Annotated in this window: 22 protein-coding genes; 11 read left to right on the top strand and 11 right to left on the bottom strand. The window is 68.8% G+C overall.

Going from position 1 to position 24,505, the window contains the following annotated elements; all coding sequences use genetic code 11:
* Nucleotides 1-35 precede the first annotated feature (35 nt).
* Both rpoZ and CS1GBM4_RS21240 read left to right on the top strand, forming a co-directional pair.
* Nucleotides 36-425: a DNA-directed RNA polymerase subunit omega gene (gene rpoZ / locus CS1GBM4_RS21245; protein WP_186420753.1), complete on the top strand. Its 390-nt coding sequence runs from the start codon at nt 36-38 to the stop codon at nt 423-425.
* Nucleotides 426-582: 157 nt separating this feature from the next.
* The gene (locus tag CS1GBM4_RS21240) at nt 583-2,790 is read left to right on the top strand and encodes a bifunctional (p)ppGpp synthetase/guanosine-3',5'-bis(diphosphate) 3'-pyrophosphohydrolase (RefSeq protein ID WP_186420866.1); all 2,208 of its coding nucleotides are present in this window, start codon (nt 583-585) and stop codon (nt 2,788-2,790) included.
* A gap of 223 nt (nt 2,791-3,013) precedes the next feature.
* Here the strand turns inward: CS1GBM4_RS21240 and CS1GBM4_RS21235 are convergent, their stop codons facing one another.
* On the bottom strand, nt 3,014-3,856 hold the full coding sequence (locus CS1GBM4_RS21235) for a LysR substrate-binding domain-containing protein (RefSeq protein ID WP_186420752.1): 843 nt from the start codon (nt 3,854-3,856) through the stop codon (nt 3,014-3,016).
* A 114-nt stretch (nt 3,857-3,970) separates the two neighbouring features.
* On the opposite strand from CS1GBM4_RS21235, the gene CS1GBM4_RS21230 reads away from it, so the two are divergent.
* The 3 genes from CS1GBM4_RS21230 to parC all read left to right on the top strand — a co-directional run bounded on the left by CS1GBM4_RS21230 (nt 3,971) and on the right by parC (nt 7,808).
* Entirely contained in the window at nt 3,971-4,354 is a 384-nt protein-coding gene (locus CS1GBM4_RS21230; RefSeq protein ID WP_186420751.1) for a tautomerase family protein, read from the top strand.
* A gap of 164 nt (nt 4,355-4,518) precedes the next feature.
* Complete coding sequence (gene recO / locus CS1GBM4_RS21225; RefSeq protein WP_186420750.1) at nt 4,519-5,247, top strand: DNA repair protein RecO; 729 nt, start codon at nt 4,519-4,521, stop codon at nt 5,245-5,247.
* A 314-nt stretch (nt 5,248-5,561) separates the two neighbouring features.
* Nucleotides 5,562-7,808, top strand: coding sequence for a DNA topoisomerase IV subunit A (gene parC, locus CS1GBM4_RS21220; RefSeq protein WP_186420749.1), 2,247 nt, complete (start codon nt 5,562-5,564; stop codon nt 7,806-7,808).
* Nucleotides 7,809-7,983: 175 nt separating this feature from the next.
* Here parC and CS1GBM4_RS21215 read toward each other — a convergent pair whose 3' ends face one another.
* Nucleotides 7,984-8,616, bottom strand: coding sequence for a hypothetical protein (locus CS1GBM4_RS21215; RefSeq protein ID WP_186420748.1), 633 nt, complete (start codon nt 8,614-8,616; stop codon nt 7,984-7,986).
* Between the two features lie 60 nt (nt 8,617-8,676).
* Nucleotides 8,677-9,690 (bottom strand): DUF2336 domain-containing protein, encoded by a 1,014-nt coding sequence (locus CS1GBM4_RS21210; protein ID WP_186420747.1) that lies wholly within the window; start codon nt 9,688-9,690, stop codon nt 8,677-8,679.
* 255 nt (nt 9,691-9,945) lie between these two features.
* On the opposite strand from CS1GBM4_RS21210, the gene CS1GBM4_RS21205 reads away from it, so the two are divergent.
* Nucleotides 9,946-11,610 carry a glucan biosynthesis protein G gene (locus CS1GBM4_RS21205; protein ID WP_244607331.1) on the top strand — a complete coding sequence of 555 codons (1,665 nt, stop codon included), beginning with the start codon at nt 9,946-9,948 and terminating at the stop codon, nt 11,608-11,610.
* A 29-nt stretch (nt 11,611-11,639) separates the two neighbouring features.
* Here the strand turns inward: CS1GBM4_RS21205 and CS1GBM4_RS21200 are convergent, their stop codons facing one another.
* From CS1GBM4_RS21200 to CS1GBM4_RS21185, 4 genes are all read right to left on the bottom strand, one after another.
* A complete protein-coding gene (locus CS1GBM4_RS21200; RefSeq protein WP_186420746.1) occupies nt 11,640-12,839 on the bottom strand; it encodes a UxaA family hydrolase in 1,200 nt (399 codons plus the stop codon).
* Nucleotides 12,840-12,918: 79 nt separating this feature from the next.
* Nucleotides 12,919-13,233 carry a UxaA family hydrolase gene (locus CS1GBM4_RS21195; RefSeq protein ID WP_186420745.1) on the bottom strand — a complete coding sequence of 105 codons (315 nt, stop codon included), beginning with the start codon at nt 13,231-13,233 and terminating at the stop codon, nt 12,919-12,921.
* Nucleotides 13,233-13,880, bottom strand: a complete 648-nt coding sequence (locus tag CS1GBM4_RS21190; RefSeq protein WP_186420744.1) for an RraA family protein — start codon at nt 13,878-13,880, stop codon at nt 13,233-13,235. The genes CS1GBM4_RS21195 and CS1GBM4_RS21190 overlap by 1 nt, the downstream gene beginning before the upstream one ends.
* A 336-nt stretch (nt 13,881-14,216) precedes the next feature.
* Complete coding sequence (locus CS1GBM4_RS21185) at nt 14,217-14,963, bottom strand: arginyltransferase (protein ID WP_186420743.1); 747 nt, start codon at nt 14,961-14,963, stop codon at nt 14,217-14,219.
* Between the two features lie 164 nt (nt 14,964-15,127).
* On the opposite strand from CS1GBM4_RS21185, the gene CS1GBM4_RS21180 reads away from it, so the two are divergent.
* Nucleotides 15,128-15,958 carry a class I SAM-dependent methyltransferase gene (locus tag CS1GBM4_RS21180; RefSeq protein WP_186420742.1) on the top strand — a complete coding sequence of 277 codons (831 nt, stop codon included), beginning with the start codon at nt 15,128-15,130 and terminating at the stop codon, nt 15,956-15,958.
* Between the two features lie 7 nt (nt 15,959-15,965).
* On the opposite strand, the gene CS1GBM4_RS21175 is transcribed toward CS1GBM4_RS21180, so the two are convergent.
* From CS1GBM4_RS21175 to hemB, 4 genes are all read right to left on the bottom strand, one after another.
* On the bottom strand, nt 15,966-16,442 hold the full coding sequence (locus tag CS1GBM4_RS21175; protein ID WP_186420741.1) for an RDD family protein: 477 nt from the start codon (nt 16,440-16,442) through the stop codon (nt 15,966-15,968).
* Nucleotides 16,443-16,593: 151 nt separating this feature from the next.
* On the bottom strand, nt 16,594-17,844 hold the full coding sequence (locus CS1GBM4_RS21170; protein WP_186420740.1) for a threonine ammonia-lyase: 1,251 nt from the start codon (nt 17,842-17,844) through the stop codon (nt 16,594-16,596).
* Nucleotides 17,845-17,861: 17 nt separating this feature from the next.
* Nucleotides 17,862-19,193: a branched-chain amino acid ABC transporter permease gene (locus CS1GBM4_RS21165; RefSeq protein ID WP_186420739.1), complete on the bottom strand. Its 1,332-nt coding sequence runs from the start codon at nt 19,191-19,193 to the stop codon at nt 17,862-17,864.
* Between the two features lie 241 nt (nt 19,194-19,434).
* On the bottom strand, nt 19,435-20,433 hold the full coding sequence (gene hemB, locus CS1GBM4_RS21160; protein ID WP_244607344.1) for a porphobilinogen synthase: 999 nt from the start codon (nt 20,431-20,433) through the stop codon (nt 19,435-19,437).
* Nucleotides 20,434-20,709: 276 nt separating this feature from the next.
* Between hemB and CS1GBM4_RS21155 the strand changes: the two genes are divergently transcribed.
* The 4 genes from CS1GBM4_RS21155 to CS1GBM4_RS21140 all read left to right on the top strand — a co-directional run bounded on the left by CS1GBM4_RS21155 (nt 20,710) and on the right by CS1GBM4_RS21140 (nt 24,459).
* Entirely contained in the window at nt 20,710-21,765 is a 1,056-nt protein-coding gene (locus tag CS1GBM4_RS21155; RefSeq protein ID WP_186420737.1) for an enoyl-CoA hydratase/isomerase family protein, read from the top strand.
* A gap of 1 nt (nt 21,766) precedes the next feature.
* Complete coding sequence (locus CS1GBM4_RS21150) at nt 21,767-22,210, top strand: DUF6163 family protein (protein ID WP_186420736.1); 444 nt, start codon at nt 21,767-21,769, stop codon at nt 22,208-22,210.
* Between the two features lie 208 nt (nt 22,211-22,418).
* Entirely contained in the window at nt 22,419-22,931 is a 513-nt protein-coding gene (locus tag CS1GBM4_RS21145; RefSeq protein ID WP_186420735.1) for a winged helix DNA-binding protein, read from the top strand.
* 328 nt (nt 22,932-23,259) lie between these two features.
* Nucleotides 23,260-24,459, top strand: coding sequence for a L,D-transpeptidase family protein (locus tag CS1GBM4_RS21140; RefSeq protein WP_244607343.1), 1,200 nt, complete (start codon nt 23,260-23,262; stop codon nt 24,457-24,459).
* Nucleotides 24,460-24,505 lie beyond the last annotated feature (46 nt).

Raw genomic sequence — 24,505 nt, 5'->3', positions numbered from 1 at the left:
TCCATCGTATCGCGCAAGATCAGAAGGAGCCGCGAATGGCTCGCGTCACCGTTGAGGATTGCATCGACAAGGTCGAGAACCGCTTCGAGCTCGTCCTGCTCGCGAGCCATCGCGCCCGCATGATCGCCTCCGGCTCCTCGATCCTCGTCCCGCGCGACAACGACAAGAACCCGGTCGTGGCGCTGCGCGAGATCGCCGAGGAGAAGCTCACCCCCGAGGATCTCAAGGAAGAGCTGATCCACTCGCTGCAGAAGCATGTCGAGGTCGACGAGCCCGAGCCCGACACCGTGCCGCTGCTGACCTCGCCGTCCCAGGCCGCCACGCCCGATTCCGAGATCCAGTTCGACCGGATGAGCGAGGAGGACCTGCTGCGCGGCCTCGACGGTCTCGTCCCGCCGACCGAGAGCGCCGACGACGAGGATTGAGCTGTCGGAAAGCGTTGACGGTATCTGCTAAAGCCCGGCCCCGCCGGGCTTTTTTCATGCCGGCCCCGTGCGGATTGGCCTTGCCGGGGCATGGCGCCATCGTCGATATAGATGACGAATCCACTGAACAGAGCGGCGGAGTACGGCCCGCATGGGCATGATGCGGCAATATGAGCTTGTCGACCGGGTCAAGCGCTACAACCCGAACACCGACGAGGAGCTGCTCAACCGCGCCTATGTCTACGCCATGCGTGCGCACGGCACGCAGAAGCGCGCCTCCGGCGACCCGTTCTTCGCCCACCCGCTCGAAGTCGCGGCGATCCTGACCGAGCTGAAGCTCGACGACGCCACCATCGTGGCGGCCGTCCTGCACGACACCGTCGAGGACACCGAGGCGACGCTGGAGGAGATCGAGACCCTGTTCGGGCCCGATATCCGCCGCCTCGTCGACGGGCTGACCAAGATCAAGAAGCTCGACCTCGTCTCGAAGAAGGCGGCGCAGGGCGAGAATTTCCGCAAGCTCCTCCTCGCCATCGTCGACGACATCCGCGTGCTGCTGGTCAAGCTCGCCGACCGGCTGCACAACATGCGCACGCTGCACTATGTGCCGCCCGAGAAGCGCCTGCGCATCGCCGAGGAGACGATCGAGATCTACGCGCCGCTCGCCGGCCGCATGGGCATGCAGGAGCTGCGCGAGGAACTGGAGGAGCTCGCCTTCCGCCACATCAAGCCGGAAGCGCACGCCACCATCACCAAGCGCCTGGAGGAGGTGACGCAGCGCGAGGGCAAGGTCATCGGCGAGATCGAGAGCGACCTCAAGGCCAAGCTCGCCGAGCGCGGCATCGAGGCGCAGGTCTATGGCCGGCGCAAGCGTCCCTATTCGATCTGGAAGAAGATGGAGCGCAAGTCCGTCTCCTTCGAGCAGCTTTCCGACATTTTCGGCTTCCGCGTCATCGTCGACCTGCCCGAGGACTGCTATCGCGTGCTCGGCATCGTCCACATGACCTGGCCGATGGTGCCCGGCCGCTACAAGGACTACATCTCGACGCCCAAGCAGAACGATTACCGCTCCCTGCACACCACCGTGGTGGGCCCCGGCCGCCAGCGCGTCGAATTGCAGATCCGGACCGACCGGATGGACCGCGTCGCCGAATACGGCATCGCCGCCCATGCCCATTACAAGGACGGGCGCACCACCGGCGTCGTCGCCGCCGCCGACGAGAGCCGCGCCTATCAATGGCTGCGCCGCACGGTCGACCTGCTGGCCGAGGGCGACAATCCCGAGGAGTTCCTCGAGCACACCAAGCTCGAGCTCTTCCACGACCAGGTCTTCTGCTTCACGCCCAAGGGACGCCTGATCGCCCTGCCGCGCGGGGCGACGCCGATCGACTTCGCCTATGCGGTCCATACCGATGTCGGCAACACCGCCGTCGGCGCCAAGATCAACGGCCGCATCGCCCCGCTCCTGACCGAGCTCCAGAACGGCGACGAGGTCGAGATCACCCGCGCCGAGGGCCAGGCGCCGCCGGCGGCCTGGGAATCGCTGGTCGTCACCGGCAAGGCGAGAGCCGCCATCCGCCGCGCCACGCGCGCCGCCGTGCGCCGGCAATATGCCGGCCTCGGCCGCCAGATCCTGGAGCGCGCCTTCATGCGGGCCGAGCGGCCCTTCTCGGACGACAAGCTGAAGGCGGCGCTGAAACGGCTCGCCCGCAGCGCGGTCGACGACGTGCTCGCCGCCGTCGGGCGCGGCGAGATGTTCTCCGGCGACGTGGTCAGGGCGGTCTATCCCGACCTCGAGCCGGAGAAGCGCGCCGGCGCCGACGCCAAGGCGAAGCCGTCCGGCAAGGGCTGGTTCGAGCTGCGCCAGGGCGAGAACCTCAAGTTCAAGCTCCCCAGCGAGGCGCCGGGCGCCGATGCGATCCCGATCCGCGGCCTCGGCGGCGACCTGCCGGTGCGTTTCGCGCCGGGCGGCGGAGCCGTGCCGGGCGACCGCATCGTCGGCATCCTGACGCCCGGCGAGGCGGTGACGATCTATCCGATCCAGTCGCCCTCGCTCGCCGCCTTCGACAACGAGCCGGAACGCTGGCTCGACGTGCGCTGGGACCTCGACGACAAGCGCCCGCAGCGCTTCCCGGCGCGGATCCAGCTCAACTCGATCAACGAGCCGGGTTCGCTCGCGCAGATCACCACCACCATCGCCGAGCATGACGGCAATATCGACGCGGTCTCGATGGTCCGTCCGACGCCGGACTTCACCGACGTCACCATCGACCTGACGGTCTGGGACCTGAAGCACCTTTCCGCCATCATCAGCGAACTGCGCGAGAAGCGGGTGATCAGCCGGGTCGAGCGGGTGGTGGCGTGACGCCGTCATTCCGGGGCAGGCCGGAGGTCTGAGCCCGGAACCCATGACCACGACGCTGCCACAGTTCGTCATGCTCGCCCTTGTGGCGAGCATCCACGTCGTGAACACCGTCCTCGAACAATGAAGACGTGGATGGTCGGGACAAGCCCGACCATGACGGGAGGGGCAGTGTTCATGGGTTTCAGGGTCTGCGCTTCGTTCCGCCCGAGGATGGCGCCCTGTTTCACCCCGCCCGGAACGCCGCCGCGAGCTCCCTGACGAAGGCGTTGGCGCGCGGCGTCGCGACATTGCTGCGCAGCACCACCTCGAAGCTGTCGAGCGCCGGCAGCCCCCATTGCGGGCCGAGGTCGACGGCTCCGCGCGGCGCGATCCGCGCCGCCAGAGGCGAGACGCCGAGCCCGCCCTCGACCGCCGCCAGCACCGCCGCCATGCCGCCGCCGATGAAGGCCTCGCGCCAGGGCAGGCCGGCGCGGTCGAGCGCGTCCATGGCGTGGCGGCGCAGCCGGCATTCCGGCATCAGGCTGACCAGCGGCACCGGCCCGTCCGGCCGCGCCAGCGCGGGCGAGCCGAACCAGCCGAAGGCGTCGCGCCGCAGCACCTCGCCGGTGCGCCCGGGCCCGAGCCGGCGCACCACCGCGACATCGAGCTCGCCGCGCTCGAACGCCGCCTCCAGCGCCGCCGAGGGCTCGATCCGCAGGCCGATCACCAGGGACGGGTCGTGCCGGGAGAGCCGCGCCAGCAGGGCCGGGGCGTCGGCCCCGACCGCCTGTTCGCTGATGCCGACGGCGATGCGCTCCTGAACCTGCTGGAAGGAGGTCCGAGCCCGCTCATGCGCTGCCATCAGCTCGCGCGCCGCCGGCAGGAAGCGCTCGCCCTCGGCGGTCAGCCGGACGAGGCGCGGATGGCGCTGCAGCAGCAGCTGGCCGAGCGCCTCCTCAAGCTTCTTGATCCGCGTGCTGATCAGCGATTGCGCCGTGCCGAGCGCCTCGGCGGCGCGGGTGAAGCTGGAGAGCTCGGCCGCGTGCAGGAAGGCGGCGACGCCGTCGAGGTCGAGTGTGCTGCTCATATCAATCTCAAATCAGGATCACTGATATCTATAAAGATATTATTTTCGGATTGATGGGACAAGCCTAGCGTCGAGATGTCGGCGGCGATGCCGCCCAACCCATGGAGCCTTGTCATGCCTCTGATCCGGATCTCGATGCGCCGCGGCCGTCCCGCTTCGCACCCCGCCGCCATCGTCGACGGCGTCTATCGCGCTCTGCGCGCCACCTTCGAGGTGCCGGAGAACGACCTCTTCGCCGTGGTGCACCAGCACGAGGCCGAGGAGTTCGTCTTCGACGCCAATTATTTCGGCTTCAACCGCAGCGATGCGCTGGTCATCATCCAGCTCGTCGTCGCCAACACCCGCGGCATCACCCAGAAGAAGGCGCTCTATGCCGCCATCGCCGAGAACCTGCAGAAGGAGCCGGGCCTGAAGCCCGACGACATCTTCATCAACCTCGTCGAGGTCAAGCGCGAGGACTGGTCCTTCGGGGGAGGGATCGCGCAGTACGTGGCGTGAGCCGAGAGCAACAGGCGTCATGGTCGGGCTCGACCGACCATCTCAGGCCGGAGGAGGCTCCTGATCGCGCCTTCTCGTCAGGAGATTCTCGGGTCTCCGCTACGCTGGGCCCGAGAACGACGCGCGATTGACGGCGTTCGGCCTCGCACCCTAACTCTCCCGCCATGGAATGGAGCGACGAGGGCACGATCATCGGCGTCAGGCGCCATGGCGAGAACGCCGTGATCCTGGAGGCGATGACGCGCGGGCACGGCCGCCATCTCGGCCTCGTCCGCGGCGGCCGCTCCAGCAGGCTGCAGCCGGTGCTGCAGCCCGGCAATCTCGTCTCGCTGACCTGGCGGGCCCGGCTCGACGAGCATCTCGGCGAGTACAAGGTCGAGCTCCTGACCTCGCATGCGGCCCGGCTGATGGCCCGGCCGGTCGCGCTCTACGGGCTCGCCAACGTCGCCGCGCTGCTGCGCCTGCTGCCGGAGCGCGACCCGCATCCCGGGCTCTATGAGGGCCTCTCGGTGCTGATCGCCCATCTCGATGAGCTCGCGATCGCGCCGGCGCTGATGGTGCGCTTCGAGCTCGCCATGCTTTCCGAGCTCGGCTACGGGCTTTCGCTCGAACGTTGCGCCGTCACCGGCCTGCGCGAGGATCTCAGCCATGTCTCGCCGAAATCGGGCAAGGCGGTGAGCCGCCAGGCGGCGCAGCCCTATCTCGACCGGCTCCTCGCCCTGCCGGCCTTCCTGAGCGAGGGGCAGGGCGCGCGCCGGCCGGCTGCGGCCGAGATCGCCGCCGGCTTCGCGCTGACAGGTTTCTTCCTGCGCCGCGATCTCTACGGACCGCGCGGCCTGCAGGAGCCGCCCGAGCGGGCACGCCTGCTGGAGCTGGCGGCGAGAATCCACTGATTTCCGCCGGTTTTCCGCCGGCGACGTTTTGCGTTGCTGCCTTTCCGCCGGCATTGTGCAACAGGTGATTCGCGCGTCATTCCGAGGCGCTGCGCGGCAGCGAGCCCGGAACCCATGACCACGAGGCGGCTCCAGTGTCGTCAGGCTCGCCCTCGCGGCGAGCATCCACGTCCACCACGCTCGATCCGCCGGGCGAAGACGTGGATGGTCGGGACAAGCCCGACCATGACGGATACGGGCCGTGTTCATGGGTTCCGGGCTCCAGCGCCGCCCCGGAATGACGACGCGCCACGAGTTCGAAGGTCAGTGAAAGCATGGGCAAACCCGTCGAGCCGCCTCCGGAGGAGGAAGCCGAACGCGTCGATCTGAAGAGCGCGCTCGAGGAGCGCTATCTCGCCTATGCGCTCTCGACGATCATGCACCGCGCCCTGCCGGATGCGCGCGACGGGTTGAAGCCCGTCCATCGCCGCATCCTGCACGCCATGCGCCTGCTCCGGCTCGATCCCGGCCAGGTCCACAAGAAATGCGCCCGCATCGTCGGCGACGTCATCGGCAAGTTCCACCCGCATGGCGACCAGTCGGTCTACGACGCGCTGGTGCGCCTCGCCCAGGACTTCGCCCAGCGCTACCCGCTCGTCGACGGCCAGGGCAATTTCGGCAATATCGACGGCGACAACGCTGCCGCCTACCGCTACACCGAAGCGCGCATGACCGAGGTCGCGCGCCTCCTGCTCGACGGGATCGAGGAGGACGCGGTCGATTTCCGCGAGACCTATAATGGCGAGGACGAGGAGCCGATGGTGCTCCCCGCCGCCTTCCCGAACCTGCTCGCCAATGGCTCGCAGGGCATCGCCGTCGGCATGGCGACCTCGATCCCGCCGCACAACGCCGCCGAGCTCTGCGACGCGGCGCTCTATCTGATCCAGCATCCCGGCACGACGTCCGAGCAGTTGATGACCTTCGTGCCGGGGCCGGATTTCCCGACCGGAGGCATCATCGTCGAGAGCCGGGCCTCGATGGTCGAGACCTATCGCACCGGCCGCGGCGCCTTCCGCACCAGGGCGCGCTGGCATGTCGAGGACCAGGGCAGGGGCACCTGGCTCGCCGTCGTCACCGAGATCCCCTACATGGTCTCCAAGGGCCGGCTGATCGAGAAGATCGCCGAGCTGCTCAACGAGCGGAAGCTGCCATTGGTCGCGGATCTGCGCGACGAATCCGCGGAGGACATCCGCATCGTCATCGAGCCGCGCGCCCGCAATGTCGACGCCAACCTGATGATGGAATCGCTGTTCCGGCTCTCCGAGCTGGAATCGCGCATTCCGATGAACATGAACGTGCTGACCGGCGGGCTGGTGCCGCGCGTGCTCGGCCTCGCCGAGGCCCTGCGCGCCTGGCTCGACCATCGCCGCGAGGTGCTGATCCGGCGCTCGCGCTTCCGCCTCGGCCAGATCGACAAGCGCCTCGAAATCCTCGCCGGCCTTCTGATCGTCTATCTCGACCTCGACCGGGTGATCAAGATCATCCGCGAGGAGGACGAGCCCAAGCTCGAGCTGATGAAGGTCTTTCAGCTCAGCGAGGTCCAGGCCAACGCCATCCTCGACACCCGCCTGCGCGCCCTGCGCAAGCTCGAGGAGATGCAGCTCAAGACCGAGTTCGAGGAGCTGACCCGGGAGAAGGGTCAGATCGAGGGCCTGATCGCCTCCGAGGCGCAGCAGTGGAAGACCATCTCCTGGGACATCCGCGAGGTGAAGAAGCTGTTCGGCCCGGAGACGGCGATCGGCAAGCGCCGCACCAGCTTCGCCGACATGCCCGACACCGCCGAGATCGACCTGACCCAGGCCATGGTCGAGCGCGAGCCGGTGACGGTGGTGATCTCGAAGAAGGGCTGGATCAGGGCGCTGAAGGGCCATGTCCAGGACCTGTCGAGCCTGTCCTTCAAGGGCGATGACGGCCTGCGCACCGCCTTCTTCACCGAGACCACGGCCAAGGTCCTGGTGATGGCGACCAACGGCAAGATCTTCACCCTGGAAGCCTCGAAGCTGCCGGGCGGGCGCGGCTTCGGCGATCCGATCCGGCTGATGATCGAGCTCGAGGAGAGCGCCGACATCGTCGCCGCCTTCCCCTACAGGGCGGGCCTGAAGCTGCTCGTCGCCACCACGGAAGGGCGCGGCTTCGTCGTCCCCAGCGACGACGTCGTCGCCAATACCCGCAAGGGCAGGCAGGTGCTCAATGTCGAGGCCCCGGTCGAGGCGATGCTCGCCGTGCCCGCCGAGGGCGACCATGTCGCGATCATCGGCCAGAACCGCAAGCTGCTCTGCTTCCCGCTCTCCGAGGTCGCCGAGATGAGCCGCGGCAAGGGCGTCAGGCTGCAGCGCTACAAGGATGGCGGCTTGTCCGACGCCAAGGTCTTCAAGCTGGAGGACGGGCTGACCTGGCTCGATTCCTCCAACCGGACCTGGACGGTGGCGCAGGCCGAGCTGATCGAATGGCTCGGCCACCGCGCCGAGGCCGGTCGCCTGCCGCCCAAGGGCTTCCCGAAGGCCAACAAGTTCGGGGGCTGAGGGAAAGCGTCATGCTCGGGCTTGCCCCGTGCATCTCAGGCCGGAGGCGTCTCCGACAGGCGCCTTCTCGTCACGAGATTCTCGGGCCTGCGCTTCGCTTCGCCTGAGAATGACACTGTTTCAAAGGCTTACGCCGGCGGCTTGAATCAATCCGCCAACGCCTTGAATCGCATCCTCAACGGACTGCCGGTCCGACCACGCCGACCTCGAGCCCGAGCGTCACGTTGTTGGTCACCGCCCATGCGACGCCGGCGCGCGCCTCCGGCCTGACCGCGATGTCGGAGCGCGAGAACGGCGTCGAGAACGGCGTCGCGCCATAGCGGAAGGTCTCGTTCGCGGCCGACATGCCGACGCTCGTATAGAGCAGTACGTCCGGCGTCGCGAACACGCCGGCCCTGACCTGGAAGGCTCCGGCGATGTCACGGGTGTAGCTCGCCTGGTTGAAGCCGGGATTGGCGTAGCCGCCGAAGGACGGCGAGAATTCGAGCGCCCCGGAAATGCCGTAGACGAAGTCGCCGTCGCGCCACATCTTGCCGGCCTCGAGCCCGATCACCGGGCCGGCGGAGGTCCCGAAACGCTTCGAGCTGGTGACCTGGAACCCGCTGGAGATGCGGGCATACGAGCCTTCCCATTTGACGCCGCCGGGCGACAGCGTCGGCTCCGACCAGGCGAAGGACGGCAGGAGCCCGAAGCCGGAGAGGGGCAGGAAGGCCTGCGCAGCGGCGGGAGAGGTGGCGACCAGCGACGCCGCCAGGGCGGCAGCGGCCGGGAAAAGCGTCATGCGCGCGGCGCCAATAGCCAGGATCATGTTCATGATCTAGCAGGTGAGGGCGGGATTGTCGCGCTTTTGTGGCGCCCCGCCCGGCGCTCAGCCGAGCTTGGTCTTGAGGCGCAGGAAGCGCATCGTGCGCTCGGCCGTCGCCATGTCGAGCTGGACATAGTCGCGCAGGTCGTCCTCGATGTCCTTGGCCTTGAAGTAGAGGCGCCGCCCGCGCAGTTGCAGGACGGCGTGGAAGGTGTCCTTGCCGAGCTCGAGCGTGCGCGCCAGCACGGCGATGCCGCTGACGTCGCGCTGCATCAGCACGCGCAGGGCCTGTTCGTTGGTGACCTCCGCGCTCGCCGCGATCACCTGCGCGAGGTGGAAGGCGCGGTCCTCTTCCGCCAGCATGGTGACGACGTCGTCGAGGGTGCGCGTCCTGGTCCGCAGGTCGGCGAGCAGGAGCTTCACCTCGAGGCGCTGCTGGCGTGCCTGCCGGGCGAGCGTCTCCGCCTCGGCGCCGCGCTCGGACTGGTCGGCGATCTGCTCGACGATGCGCAGCACGCGCTCGACCCGCTGGGGCGACAGGTCCGAGCGGCGCGCCAGCGCCTCGCCAACCACAGCGTCGTCGCCGCCGCGCTGCAGCAGCCGGTCGAAACCGTGATCGGAGAACTGCGCGCCCTCATTGCCCGAGACCGTGCGCAGCACGGTCGTGTCGCCGCGCTCGACCAGGATGTCGGTGACGCCTTCCGACAGGCGCGCGCGCTCGGCGATGGCCGCGAGATGCTGCTGCGTCTGGCTGACGGCGATGGCGGCCAGGTCGGTATCGGTCAGGACGGGGGAGAGTCTGAGCACGAGCCGCGCCACCTCGCTGTCGCCGTCGTTCGCCAGCGACACCGCGACCTGGCGCGGCAGCGTTTCGACCTCGGCGACGGAATCGGCGTAGTGCCGGCGTTCCTCCGTGGCCAGATGCGGCAGCGAGCGCAGGGCGATCTCGCCGTAATGGTCCTTCGCCGCCTCGCTCGGATCGACATCGAGCAGGAACAGGTCGGTGACCGCGTTCAGCAGCTTGCGCCGCGATTCGGAGGACATCTCCGCCGGCATGCGGGACAGGGAATGGAGCATCGGCGCAGTTCCGCAGGAGTATCGCGTCTCAGGCAATGCCCGAACGTTAGCGCGCGCGGTTTGATTTAGTCTTAAGCCGACCGAAGACTCGTCGGGAATTTCGGATCGGCAGGTATTTCGCTAATTGTATCATTAACATCGTGCAACTTTTGAGGTGCGCGTTCCGTTTCTATTCACGGAACATCAGCGTCCGCATCACGTTGGCAGGTCGCCGCCCATGCGCGGCCACAGCCCACCAGCGAAGCGGAGCGTGACGTGAGCAGAAGCCAGCGCCTTCCCCCGGGCGACGAGACGTCGAGAGCGGTGGCGGAACCGTCCCGCCGCGCCGTGCTGGCGGGGCTGGCCTCGATCGGGCTCGCCTCGCCCGGCGCGGCCCAGGACGGCCGCAGGCCGGCCGCGCCGCCCGAGCAGCGCGGCAATTTCGGTTACGAGGACGTCGTCCGCCAGGCCCGCGAGCTTGCGGCGCGGCCGTTCGACACGAGCGCGCCCGGCATTCCAGAAGCGCTCAAGGCGCTCACCTACGACAGCTATCGCGAGATCAGGTTCCGCAGGGACAAGGCGCTCTGGCAGGACAGCGGCTCGGACTATCGCCTGCACCTGTTCCATCTCGGCTTCCTGCACGACAAGCCGGTCCCGATCCACGTGATCAGCGACGGCAACGCGATTCCGCTGCCGTTCAACATGGCGCTGTTCGAATACGGCAAGGCCCAGATCCCGCAGAAGCTGCCGGTGTCGCTCGGATTTGCCGGATTCGCCGTCACGACCACGCTCAACGACCTGAAGGTGCAGGACGAGGTGATCTCCTTCCTCGGGGCCAGCTATTTCCGCTTTCTCGGGCGCGGCCACCGCTACGGCCTCTCGGCGCGCTCGCTCGCGCTCGACGTCGGCGGCGAACAGCCGGAGGAGTTCCCGTTCTTCCGGGGGCTGTGGCTGGAGAAGCCGAAGCCCGACAGCGTCGACCTCGTCATCTACGGGCTGCTCGATTCACCCTCGGTGAGCGGCGCCTTCCGCTATGTCGTGACGCCGGGCCAGCAGACCACGATCGCCGTCACGGCGACGATCGTGCCGCGCCGGCCGATCGAGCGCATCGGCATCGCGCCGCTCACCTCGATGTTCCTCGCCGGGGAGGGGGACCGCGAGCAGCGCACCGATTTCCGTCCGGAAGTCCATGATTCCGACGGGCTGCTGCTGAAGACCGGCGCCGGCGAATGGATCTGGCGGCCGATCCGCAATCCGGCGGCGCTGGCGATCTCGTCCTTTCACGATCGCAACCCGCGCGGCTTCGGGCTGATCCAGCGCGATCGCGAATTCGGCCATTATCAGGATCTCGAGGCGCATTACCACGCCCGGCCCGGCTACTGGATCGAGCCCGTCGGCGACTGGGGCGAGGGCCGGGTCGACCTGATCGAGATCCCGACGCAGGGCGAGGAATTCGACAACATCGTCTGCTGCTGGACGCCGAAGACGCCCCTGCCGAGCGGCCAGCCGGCCGAGCTGAACTATCGCATGACCACGGTCTCGACGACCGAGACCCTGCATGCGCTGGCGCAGGTGCAGAGCAGCTTCGCCGCCCGCGAGAGCGTCGATGCCGACCTCGCCAGGCGGCGCTTCATCATCGACTTCAACGCCGGCGACCTGGAATACTACCTGTCGGACCCCAAGCGCGTCGCGGTCGTCGCGACGGTGTCGACCGGGACCGTGGCCGGCACGATCCTCGCGCCGAACGCCGCCGCCAAGGGCTTCCGGGCGATCGTCGACGTCAGCCTGCGTCCGGGCGAGAGCACCGACCTGCGCGTGCTTCTGCGCGCGGGAAAACAGGCGCTCAGCGAAACCTGGACGATGCCCTGGTCGGCGGCACTTGCGCCGGCCGCGGCGGCGCAGGCCGACGCCGAGAAGCCGGCGATATCGCGCGGAAAGTAGCGCCGCCGCGACGGGCGACGATTCGGCGCCTACGCCGCCGGCAGGCAGGCCGGGCCGAGCGGCTCGAAGCTCTTGTAAGTCAGGATGAATTCCTGATGGCCGAGCTCCTCCGACTTCGTGCGCGCGCCCTGCGCCAGGGAGACGACGAGGTTCCGGATCTCGCTGCCGACCTGGTCAAGGCTCGCCTTGCCCTCGAGGATGCGCCCGGCGTCGACGTCCATGTCGTCGCTCATCCGGCGATAGGTCTCGGGATTGGCGCAGATCTTCACCACCGGCGAGATCGCCGAGCCGACGACCGAGCCGCGGCCGGTGACGAACAACACGCAATGCGCGCCGCAGGCGATCAGCTCGGCGATCTCGGCATTGTCGTTGATGTTGGGAAAGCCGAAGCGGACCTCGCCGTCCGGCACCACGTCGAGCAGGTAGAGCCCGCCGCGCGGCGGCACGTCGCCCGGCTTCAGCAGGCCGGAGATCGGGGAGGCGCCCGATTTGGCATAGGCGCCCATCGACTTCTCCTCGATGGTCGAGAGCCCGCCCTCGGCATTGCCGGCGGCGAAGGAGCCGTAGCCGAGCGTCGCGTAGTAGCGCGCCGCCTTGGCGACCGATTTCTCCAGCTCGGCGCCGAGCCCGGGCGTGATCGCACGCGCCGCCATGATGTGCTCGCAGCCGATCAGCTCGCCGGTCTCCTCGAAGATGCAGGCGGCGCCCTCGGCGATGAGCTGGTCGAAGGCGCGCCCCGCAGCCGGGTTGCCGGTGATGCCGGAGGTGCCGTCCGAGCCGCCGCAGACGGTGCCGATCACCAGCTCGCCGACCTGCATCGGCACGGTTTCGGCGGCGTCGAGCGCGACCCGCTGCTCCTCGACCCAGGCGCGGCCCTCCCGGATCGAGGCCCGCGTGCCGCCGGTGCCCTGGATCATGATGGTCTTCACCGGCCGGCCGCTGGCGCGCACCACCCGCTCCAGCGCGTATTTGTTGAAGCTCTCGCAGCCGAGCGAGACCAGCAGCACCGCCCCGACATTGGGATGGGTGCAGAGCTGCTCCATCATCCGCTCGGCGTAAGGGTTGGGGTAGCAGCCGGGAAAACCGATGGCGTGGACATCGTGCTCGCGCCAGGGCAGGGCGATCTCGCGCGCGACGTGGTGTGCGCATTCGACCAGATAGGCGACGGCGACGACGTTGCGGATGCCCTTGCGGCCGTCGCCGCGCAGATAGCCTTGCAGATGTGTCATTGGGCTCGACCTCGCTTCCCCTCCCCCTCGTGGGGAGGGGTTCCGCGCAGTGGCTCCGGCGATCGATCTGGGGTTGGGATCAGCCCTTCGCATCCGCCCGCTCGTCCTCGAGATGATAGGTCGGCGTGTAGTCGCTCTTCATGTTCTGGACATGGACATGGCTGCCGGCGGCGATGGCGGCCGTCGCCACGCCGATCGGCGCGCCGTATTTCAGGATCTTCTCGCCCGGCGCGATGGCGCGTCGCGCCACCTTGTGGGCGAGCGCGATGTCGCGGTCGGTCAGCGCCGCGCCGGCGCCGGTCTCGATGCGCTCGCCCGCGGGCAGCCGCATGCGCGCGACGAAGACGTTGTCGCGCGGGTCGAGCAGGATCAGGCGCGGATCGTGGCCGGCCATCAGAACTTGCCGTATTGCAGATAGGCCTGCTGCGGATCGGTGCCGGCGAGGATCGCCGTGCGGACCTTGTTCTCGGTCGAGATCGCGGCCTCGGCCTTGTCCAGCACCTCGGCGACGATCTCGGAGGGGATGCGCACCACGCCGTCGCGATCGCCGAGGATGTAGTCGCCCGGCCGGATCCAGACCTCGCCGATCTTGATCGGCTCGTCGACCGCCTTGGGCAGCCAGGCGCCGACGATGTCGCGCGGCGTGTAGGCCTTGAAATAGGCCTGGAAGCCCATCTCGATCATGAATTCGGTGTCGCGCGACAGGCCGTCGATGACGCAGCCGCGCACGCCCTTGTTCTTCAGCGTCTCGGCCGAGAGCTCGCCCATCAGCGCGATCTCCTCGGTGTTCGGCTGGCAGACCCAGACATGGCCGGGCTTGGCGGCGGAGAGCAGGCCGGTCCAGCCGAGCAGCGTCTCGTGCGCGTCGAACTCGCCGGTCCTGCCCTCGACGGTGAAGGCCGGGCCGGCGAGCTTCACGCCCGGCAGGAGCGGGCGCAGGCTCGGCGGCAGGGTGAAATCCTTCAGGCCCATGGCGCGCATCGTGTCGTGGATGATGCCGGTGTAGCAGCGCTCGAGCCGCTCGGTCAGCCTGTCGGTCATGGTTCCTCCGCTGCGGCCTGTCGGGCGGCCTTGGCGGCAGGTTGCACGGAGAGGCACGGCCCGGACAAGTGCGGTTTTTGCAGCGCGGGCGTGCGCGCCAGAGCCGGATCCGATCAGATTGAATCAATCTGATCGGTGAATCCGTCTCTCACTTTCAGCTGAGAGACCGTTTTACCGATCTGCTTGCGGTGCAAGCTGATCGGAACGGGCTCTAAACGATTTAGATCGTGCTTGCCGTCGTCCCGGGCTCGACCCGGCATCTCGAAAGCCAGGCGTCTGGTGATGAGGTTTTCGGGTCTGCGCGTCGCTTCGTCCGAGAATGACGGGCCGGCAGGCTCAGCCCACCCGTTCCCAGCCTTGCGGCATCAGGCGCTCCTGCGGCAGGAAGCGGGCCTTGTAGGCCATCTTCGGCGAGCCATCGACCCAGTAGCCGAGATAGACATAGGGCAGGCCGAGCTTGCGGGCGCGCTCGACATGGTCGAGCACCATGAAGGTGCCGAGCGAGCGGGTTTCGAGGTCGGGATCGTAGACCGAATAGACCATGGAGAGCCCGTCGCTCAGCCGGTCGGTCAGGGCGAAGGCGAAGAGATCGCCCTGGCCGCGGCCGGTGAAGCCGCTATCCGGCCCGCGCCGGCGATATTCGATCAGGCTGGTCTCGACATGGGTGTCCTCGACCATCATGGCGAAGTCGAGGGCCGACATCGTCGCCATGCCGCCATCGGGGTGACGTTCGTCGAGATAGGCGCGGAACAGCGAATAATGCTCCGAGCGCGGCTGCGGCGGCAGCGCCTCGCCGATCAGGTCGCCATTGCGCGCGGCGATCCTGCGGAAGCCGCGCGAAAGCCGGAAGTCGGCGACCACGATCCTGACCGAGATGCAGGCCCGGCAGATCTCGCAGGCCGGGCGATAGGCGATGCTCTGCGAGCGCCGGAAGCCGCCTTGCGAGAGCACGTCGTTGAGGTCGCGCGCCCGCGCGCCGACGAGGTGCGTGAACACCTTGCGCTCCTCGCGGCCCGGCAGATAGGGGCAGGGCGTCGGCGAGGTCAGGTAGAATTGCGGGGCATCCCGCAGGGGGCGCGTCACGTCTGGCAGGCTCCGGAACCGCCGTGTCGGGAGCGAGTTTAGCAGCCGGCGCGGCGGCAACAAGCGCCAAGCCTGCGGTGGCGGCACCGCATGGGACATTCCTCCCGCCGGTGCTACTCTGGACATGAGGGGATACCGGAAAGCCCCGAGCGCAGGGGCATCGGATGCGAACCGAGACGGTCGCGTTGACCCGGGAGAGGGAAACCCTGCTGATCACGCTCTGGGCCAAGGCCGGCGAGAGCCGGCTGCCCGATTCTCTGTTGAAGGACCGCTTCGCGGCGCGGGCGGCAGGCCGGATCGACTACGACTTCGCCAGGCTGAAGGTCGATCGCGACCTGATGATCGGCCTCGCCATGCGCGCCCATATCCTCGACGGCTGGACGCGCGACTTCATCGCCCGCCATCGCGACGCGATCGTGCTGCATCTCGGCTGCGGGCTCGACAGCCGGGTCTTCCGCATCGCCCCGCCTGCGGGGATCGACTGGTACGAGGTCGACTATCCCGACGTCATCGCCCTCAGGCGCAGGCTCTATCCGGCCCGCCGCGGCTGCCATCTGGTCGGCTCCTCGGTGACCGAGCCCGGCTGGATCGAGGCGCTGCCACGGCACCGCCCGGCGATGGTCGTGGCCGAGGGGCTGCTGCCCTATCTGCCGGAGGCGGAGGTGCCGCTGCTGCTGCGGCGGCTGGTGCGGCACTGCCCGGCCGGGGAGATCGTCTTCGACGCCTACAGCTCCTTCGGCCTGCGCCTGGTCGCGCTGCAGCCCTCCATCAGGGCGACCGGCGCGACGCTGGACTGGGCGCTCGACGATCCGGCCGAGCTGGAGCGGCAGGTTCCCGGGCTGAGGCTCGCGACCGAGCTCACCGCCTATGATCCCGATGGCTACGACCCGGCGCAGATCGCCAGGATGTCGTGGCCGGCGCGCTTCGCCATGCAGGTCTTCTCGCTGATCCCGCTGCTGGCGCGCATCGGCCTCCTGCTACGCTATCGCTTCTGAGCCCGGCTCAGGCGCGCACCACAACCAGCCCGGTCAGGATGTCGTGGCCGAGGCGCCGGTCCTCGCGCACCAGCCCGCAGGCGATGTCGATCAGCCAGAGGGCGACCGTGCCGGCCGCGACGTAGAAGAACAGCGCGTGCACGGCAGCGGCCAGCGCATCCGGGCGGCCGCCCGAGGCGGTCTCGACCCGCAGGCCCGCCATGCGCATGCCGAGCGTCGCCTGCCTGCGCCCGCCGATGGTGACCGCCGAATAGCCGAGCACGACGGCGAGCGCCGCGCCGCCGATCAGCAGCCAGGCCAGCCCGAAGGTGACGAAGCCGAGGATGCCGAGCAGCACCCAGACGATCCAGGTCAGGAAGAACAGGATGACGACGTCGCCGATCCAGGCGAACAGGCGCGAGCCCAGCACGCCGCGCGTATCCTGCTGCGGCCGGTCCTCCAGCGCCGTGATCGGCGGCTGGCGATAGGACGACGGGTTCGACATCGATGGGCATCCCCTTCCAGGCAGGCCGTCACGGCCTGTCGAAGGGTAATGTTTGATCGGCCGGCCGGTTCCGCAAGAGCGTGAGGCCGGGATGCGCAAGGCCTTTGTCCATGCGGGAGCGCGCTGTCCGGGGGGAGCGAAGCACGCCCCGCTACGCTCCGGAGCGGTCGGGCTCCTGGCCGCGCGGGTGGATCCGCCGCGGCGCGAAGCCTTCCTCGCGCAGCGCCTGCTCGATGGCCGCCGTGTGCGCCTCGTCGCGGGTCTCGATGGTGACGTCGAGCGTCACGCCCTTGGCCGGCACGTCGAGGAAGAGGCGGCCATGGCTGACCTCGAGGATGTTGGCGCCGTGCGTGCCGAACAGGCTCGCCACCTTGCCGAGCAGGCCGGGCCGGTCGCTGGCGGTGAGGCGGAAGGCGGCGATGCGCTGCTCGCGCTCGAGCTCGCGCACCATGATCGCGGCGAGCAGGCGCGCGTCGATATTGCCGCCGCAGAGCAGGAGGCCGACCCTGCGCCCCCGGTACCGGTCCGGCTCCTTCAGCATCGCCGCCAGCCCGGCGGCGCCGGCCCCCTCGGCCAATGTGTGCTGCAGCGTCGCATAGGCGTTGACGGCGCGCTCGATCAGGTCCTCGCCGACGAGCACGATGCCCGAGACCAGCTCCTTGACGATCGGCAGGGTCAGCGTGCCGACCGTCTTCACCGCGATGCCTTCCGCCAGGGTCGCGCCGCCGATCGGCATCTGCGTGCCGTGCACGGCGTTGTGGAAGGAGGGATAGAGCGCCGCCTCGATGCCGATCAGCTCGATCGACGGCTTCAGCGCCTTCGCGGCCACGGCGTTGCCGGCCATCAGCCCGCCGCCGCCGAGCGGGATCATCAGCATGTCGAGCTCGGGCGCCTCGCGCAGCATCTCCAGCGCGACCGTGCCCTGGCCGGCCATCACCGCCGCATCGTCGTAAGGGTGGACGAAGACGAGGCTCCTCCCGGCGGCGATGTCGCGGGCGTGCTGGGCCGCCTCATAGAGGGTTTCGCCGAACAGCACGACCTCGGCGCCATGGGCGCGGGTGTTCTCCACCTTCACCAGCGGCGTCATCTCCGGCATCACGATCGTCGCCGGAATGCCGAAGCGCCGGGCGTGATAGGCGACCGCCTGGGCGTGGTTGCCGGCCGACATGGCGATGACGCCGCGGCGCCTTTCGTCGTCGCCCAGGCTGCGCAGCTTGTTGACCGCGCCGCGTTCCTTGAACGAGGCGGTCGCCTGCATGTTCTCGTGCTTGACGAACACCTCCGCCCCGGTCAGCGCCGAGAGGCGCGGCGCCGGCATCAGCGGCGTCCTCAGCACATGGCCTGCGATGGTCTGCGCAGCCGTCTCGATATCGGCGAAGCTGATCGCGAAGCCGCTGCCCATCCGTTCCCCCGTGTCCGTCAGACCTGGCGCGGCGTCAGCGCGCCGTCGCCGAAGAAGCCGCCGGGACGCAGGATCAGCGTCACGGCGAGCAAGCTATAGACCGCGATGTCGCGCTGTTCGAGCGGCATCGTCGCCGACCACAGCACCTCGAAGGCGGCGATGGCGAGCCCGCCGAGGCAGGCGCCCGGCACCGAGCCGATGCCGCCGAGCACGGCGGCGACCAGCGCCTTCAGGCCCAGCGTGAAGCCGCCGGAAAAGCCCATGCCGCCATAGATCACGGTGACGATCACGCCGGCCGCGCCGCAGATCGCGCAGGCGATGATCAGCGCCCGGTCGTGCACCGCGCCCGGATCGATCCCGAAGAGCGAGGCGGTGCGGGCGTCGTCGGAGACGGCGCGCCAGGCCCGGCCATAGGCCGAGCGGGCGAGATAGAGGATGAGGCAGGTCGCCGCCGAGAGGCCGAGCCCGGCCATGGCGAGCGAGACCGGCGTCGCGGTGACGATGAACGGCCCGGCCCGCGCCAGCGGCAGCGGCTCGTTGAACACCGGCGGCAGCCAGCGCAGTTCGGCGCCCTGCGCCAGGCGCAGGTATTCCGAGAGCGCGATGGCGAGGCCGATCGTCGCGATCAGCACCTGCTGGCCGTTGCTCTTGTCGAGATGGCGCAGCACGAAGCGGCCCATGGCGAAGCCGTGCAAAGCGCTGACCGCGATCGCCACCGCGAAGGCGACGAACAGGCCGGAGACCGGCGTCGAGACGGCGAGGGACAGGGTCAGGGCCACGCCGACCACGGCGGCGAGCGCGCCCAGCGCCGAGAACTCGCCGAAGGTCAGGATGATGCGGCCGTTGAGCCCGTAGATCAGCGCATAAGCGCTGGCGAGCAGCGCGTAGATCGCGGCCGAGGGCAGGGCGGCGAGCCCCTGCTGCAGCCCATAGGCGAGGCCGGGGGGCAGGATGAGCAGATCGGCACCGGGAGACATGCCGGGATCGACCGGCGGCTCCGCCTTGTATTCGAGATAGAAGCGCCGCAGCAGCAGGAAGCTCGCTTCCGTCATCGGCACGCCGTCGGAGGCGAGCCCCGCCAGGGCGCCGCGCTGCAGCGTCGTTCCCTCGCCGGCGAACAGGCAGTCGATGGTGCGCCGCCGCGCCGGGCCGTCCGGCGCCTGCGCCCGGTAGGCGATGCGCAGGATGTCGGCGCGCGGCCCGCTGCCGGTGCCCTCGATGGTGATCACGCTTCCGGGCGGGTTCAGCGCCGGGATCGCCAGCCGGCAGGCGCGGATCTGATCGGTGTCGAAGCGCCCGCAGGCGGCGAGGGCGAGGCAGAGCAGAATCGACGTGAGCAGGGCGCGCATCGCAGCGGACGCTAGCCTGCTTCACGAGAGTGCGGAACAGCTTTGAAGGGCCAGGGATGAGGGCCTGCCCTATCGATCGGGGCGCGACGGTGCCGTCGCGTCCGACAATCAGCGGCGGATCCTCAGCCCTGCCCCTCTCACTGATCTCGGGCCTGCCCGAGATCAGAACGCAAAGTGTCGAAGTCGGGTAGACCCGACTTCGATGCGGGAGAGGAGTTCCCTGCGCATGTCCTGCAGGCGTTCAGCCCTGCTCCTTCAGCATCGTCGCCACCCGCGGGGCGAAATAGCTCAGCACGCCGTCGGCGCCGGCGCGCTTGAAGGCGAGCAGGCTCTCCAGCATCGCCTTGTCGCCGTCGAGCCAGCCATTATTGGCCGCCGCCATGATCATCGCGTATTCGCCGGAGACCTGATAGGCGAAGGTCGGCACCGCGAAGGTGTCCTTCACCCGCGCGATCACGTCGAGATAGGGCAGGCCGGGCTTGACCATCACCATGTCGGCCCCCTCCTCGAGGTCGAGCGCGACCTCGGCGATCGCCTCGTCGGTATTGGCCGGGTCCATCTGATAGGTGCGCTTGTCGCCGACGAGCGTGGCGTTGGTGCCGATCGCGTCGCGGAAGGGGCCGTAATAGGCCGAGGCGTACTTGGCCGAATAGGCCATGATCTGCACGTCCTCATGGCCGCCCGCGTCGAGCGCGGCCCGGATCGCGCCGACGCGCCCGTCCATCATGTCCGAGGGAGCGATCACGTCTGCGCCGGCCTCGGCCAGCGCGAGCGCCTGCCCGACGAGGACGCCGACGCTGGCGTCGTTCAGGACGCGCTCGCCGTCCATCACGCCGTCATGGCCGTGGGAGGTGTAGGGGTCGAGCGCCGCGTCGCAGATGATGCCGATCTCCGGCACCGCCGCCTTGATCGCCCGGACCGCGCGGCACATCAGGTTGCGCTTGTTCAGCGCCTCCGAGCCGGTCTCGTCGCGCAGGGCGCGGTCGACATAGGGGAAGGGTGCGATCGCCGGGATGCCGAGCCTGGCGGCGGCCTCGGCCCGGCGCACGGCCTCGTCGATGTTGAGCCGGTCGACGCCCGGCATCCAGGCGACCGGCGAGGCGGGCTCAGCTGAATCGATCAGGAAGACCGGCCAGATCAGGTCGTCGGTGGTCAGACGGTTCTCGCGCACCAGCCGGCGCGACCACTCGGCCTTGCGGTTGCGGCGCATGCGCCTTGTGAGCCCGAGCGAGCCCGCCATGGCGGTCGCAGTTTCGGCCTGCCGCGCCTGAGGCGCGGGGAAGGGCCGCACAACCCGAGATGCCATCAACGCCTCCGCCTCGAACGCAATATCGCTTGCCGGCGTTGCTTTAGCACATCGGAACGATTCCAAAACAGGCGCGAAGGTCGCATGGCGGCCCGGCCGTATCGGGCGTTCTGCGGAAACCGGTCGTGCGCGGCTGCGCCGCCGGCCGCGTTGACAGGCCTCCGGCCAGCGCCCAAACACGGCCTGATCCGGACGAGACGAAAGAGCGCCATGTCGGACGAGCCCGAAATTCTCTGCGAGACCCGCGGCAGCGCCGGCTTCGTCCTGCTCAACCGGCCGAAGGCGCTGAACGCGCTCAACCTCGCCATGGTGCGCGAGCTGGCGAAGGCGCTCGACGCCTGGGAGCGCGATCCGGCCGTCAGCCGCATCGTCGTCACCGGCGCCGGCGAGAAGGCCTTCTGCGCCGGCGGCGACATCCGCACCCTGCACGATCTCGGCAAGGCCGGCCGCCATGACGAGATGCTCGCCTTCTGGCGCGAGGAATACATCCTCAACGCCCGCATCCAGAGCTATCCCAAGCCCTATGTCGCGCTCGTCGACGGCTTCGTCATGGGCGGCGGCGTCGGCGTCTCGCTGCATGGCAGCCACCGCGTCGCCGGCGAGCGCTGGCTCTTCGCCATGCCGGAGGTCGGCATCGGCTTCTTCCCGGATGTCGGCGCGACCTATGCGCTGCCGCGCCTGCCGGACCATGCCGGCACCTATCTCGCCCTGACCGGGGACCGCGTCGGCCAGGCGGACGCGCTGGCGCTCGGGCTGGCGACGCATGCGGTGCCCTCGGCGCGCATGGCCGAGCTCGCCGAGGCGCTGACCGGCTCCGGGCCGGTCGACGCCGCGATCGCCCGCTTCGCCGCGGAGCCGGGGCCGGGCAAGCTCGCGCCGGAACGCGAGACCATCGCGCATTGCTTCGGCGCGACGACTCTGCCCGACATCCTCGCCCGGCTCGACGCCAGGGCGGCCGCCGGCGATGCCTTCGCCGCCAGGGCGCTCGCCACCATCCGGGCGAAGTCGCCGACCAGCGTCGCCATCGCCTTCGAGCAGATGCGGCGCGGCCGCGCGCTCGGCTTCGCCGAGGCGATGCAGCTCGAATTCCGCATCGTCTCGCGCATCGCCCGCGGCCATGATTTCTACGAGGGCGTGCGCGCCGTGGTGATCGACAAGGACCAGGCGCCGTCCTGGCGCCCGCAGACGCTGGAGGAGCTCGATCCGGCCGCGGTGGCGGCGCATTTCGCCCCCCTCGGCGAAACCGAGCTGGTGCTGGGCGGCTGAGATGGCGGTGCTGCGCGACGGCGAGGCCCTGCGCGGCCCGGGCCAGACGGGCGAAGCCAGGCGCGGCATCCGCTGGCGGCTGCTCCTCGTCTGGCTGCTGCGCCTGCTGTCCGTGGTCTGGATCGGCAAGGGCCTGATGCATTGGATGACCATCCTCGGGCTCGGGCTGGTCTTCGAACCCGGCCCGGCCTTCGAGACGCGGCCGCTGACCTTCCAGGCGATCACCGTCTATTTCGCGGTGTTCGATCTGGTCGCCGGCGTCGGCCTCTGGCTGACCTCGACCTGGGGCGGCGTGCTCTGGCTGCTCGCCGCCGTGAGCCAGCTCCTGCTCGGCTTCTTCTTCCCGCGCTGGCTGACGCTCTCGCCCGCGCTGATCGGCACCTATGTCGCGCTGATGCTGGCCTATTTCCTCGCCACCTGGGCGGCCGAGAACGAGGAGTCGTGAGCCCGCCGGCTCGCCTCGAATGCCCCCCGATCCGGTAAGAAACGCTTTAGCTTAAGAGACTTGCGGTTCATTTTGGATTCACCCAAATGGGTAAATCCCTGATTCATCCTGATATTTAAACTCGTTTTCATTCGGCCCGCCTATGGTGTCTCTCAGAAGCGGACCGGGAGACAAATCCTGGCCGGTAATCAACAGGCGGGATATTACCATGAAGAGCAATGTAAAGACTGTGGAGCCGGCTGCTGCTGATGAGGTTCAGCTCAAGGTGAAGCCGCTTTACCTTGAGTCCCTCACCTTGGTCGAGCGGCTGCATCGCCGCTTGCTCGACGTGATCAAGGACGAGTTCGAGCGCCGCAACCGCGACGACGTCAACAGCGTGCAGGCGCTGCTCCTCTACAATATCGGCGACGCCGAGCTCTCCGCCAGCGAGCTGCGCACCCGCGGCTACTATCTCGGCTCGAACGTCTCCTACAACGTCAAGAAGCTGGTCGAGCTCGGCTTCCTGCACCATGCCCGCTCGCGGATCGACCGCCGCTCGGTGCGCATCAGCCTGACCGACAAGGGCCGCGAGGTGCACAACATCGTCAAGGGCGTCTACGACAAGCATGTCCGCACGGTCGAGCAGATCGGCGGCATCGCCGCCGACGATTTCGAGCGGATGAACAACGCCCTGCTGCGCCTGGAGCGCTTCTGGACCGACCAGATCCGCTACAAGCTCTGAAGGGCGGGCCGTTTCGGCCCGTTCCACCGGATCTCCCGCAGCGCGCTTCGGCTCCCGGCCGGGGCGCGTGCGCCTGTTTCTTTCCGGCAACAGTGGTTTGCCTTCGGCCGCAGCGATCAAACCCGCGTGAGCGCGCGGTGCCTCCGCCCCAAAAATGCCGCGCTCATCATACGGTGTTAACTGTGGTAAGGGATCGTCCCCAGCGACCGGCCGTGGCGGATGCCCGGCCGAAGGGGCGGGTCGCGTCCCGTTCCGGATCATGTTGGACGTCCAAGGGGTACGATCAATGCCGAATATCCGCCTGACCCGCCGCGAGACGGTTCTGGCCATGCTCTCGACTGCTGCCGCCGGTGTGAGCCTGCCGGCTTTCGCCCAGCAGGCCGAGTGGCGCCAGAGCTATGATGCCGGCTCGCGCAATGCGGTCGCGCGCTCCTCGACGCCGATGCTGTCGCCCGCCGCCCTGGCCGCGACCGAGCAGGCGGTCGAGACCTATCGGGCGCTGGCCGCGCGCGGCGGCTGGCCGAGCCTGCAGGTCAGCGAGCGGCTCGCCGTCGGCTCGCGCGGGCCGAGCGTCGTCGCGCTGCGCCAGCGGCTGATCGTCACCGGCGATCTCGAAGCGTCCGCCGGCGACAGCAACATCTACGATTCCTATGTCGAGGCCGGCGTGCGCCGCTTCCAGGCGCGCATGGGCCTGTCGACCACCGGCAGCATCAACCGCGCCACGCTCGCCGCGCTCAACGTGCCTGTCGACCGGCGCATCCGCCAGCTCGAGACCAATATCGTGCGCCTGCGCACCTGGTCGGGCAATCTCGGCAACCGCTATGTCGTGGCGAACATCCCGGCGGCCGCGGTCGAGACGGTCGAGAACGGCCATGTCGCGACCCGCCATGCGGCCGGCGTCGGCAAGATCGACCGCCAGTCGCCGCTGCTGCAGACCAAGATCCCCGAGGTCAATTTCAACCCGACCTGGACGGTTCCGGCTTCGATCATCCGCAAGGATCTGATCCCGAAGATGCAGAAGGAGCCGAACTACCTGACCGAGAACAAGATCCGCATCATCGGTCCCAACGGCGAGATCCCGCCGGAGCGGGTCAACTGGCGTTCCGACGAGGCGACCCGCTACACCTTCCGCCAGGATCCGGGCGGCGAGTTCAACTCGCTCGGCTTCGTCCGCATCAACATCCCGAGCCCGCATGGCGTCTACATGCACGACACGCCGTCGAAGGGCATCTTCGGCGACGATTACCGCTTCGTCTCCTCGGGCTGCATCCGCGTCCAGAACGTGCGCGACTACATCGCCTTCCTGCTCAAGGAGACGCCCGGCTGGGACCGCGCCAGGATCGACGAGGTGATCGCCTCGGGCGAGCGCGTCAACGCCCGCATCGCCAATCCGGTGCCGTGCTACTGGGTCTACATCACCGCCTGGGCGACGCCCGATGGCGGCGTCCAGTTCCGCGAGGACATCTACAACAAGGACGGCCTCGGCGCCTCGGCCGTCGCCGCTTTGCAGGGCGACCAGGACATCTGAGCGCTTTCGCCGGACCGGCGACATGCGGCCCGCCGGAGACGGCGGG

This window comes from Allobosea sp. CS1GBMeth4 (genome assembly GCF_900185715.1).
In the GTDB taxonomy this organism is placed as follows: domain Bacteria; phylum Pseudomonadota; class Alphaproteobacteria; order Rhizobiales; family Beijerinckiaceae; genus Allobosea.
The sequence above is the reverse complement of the archived record's forward strand: the minus strand, read 5'-3'. Positions and strand labels throughout refer to the sequence as shown.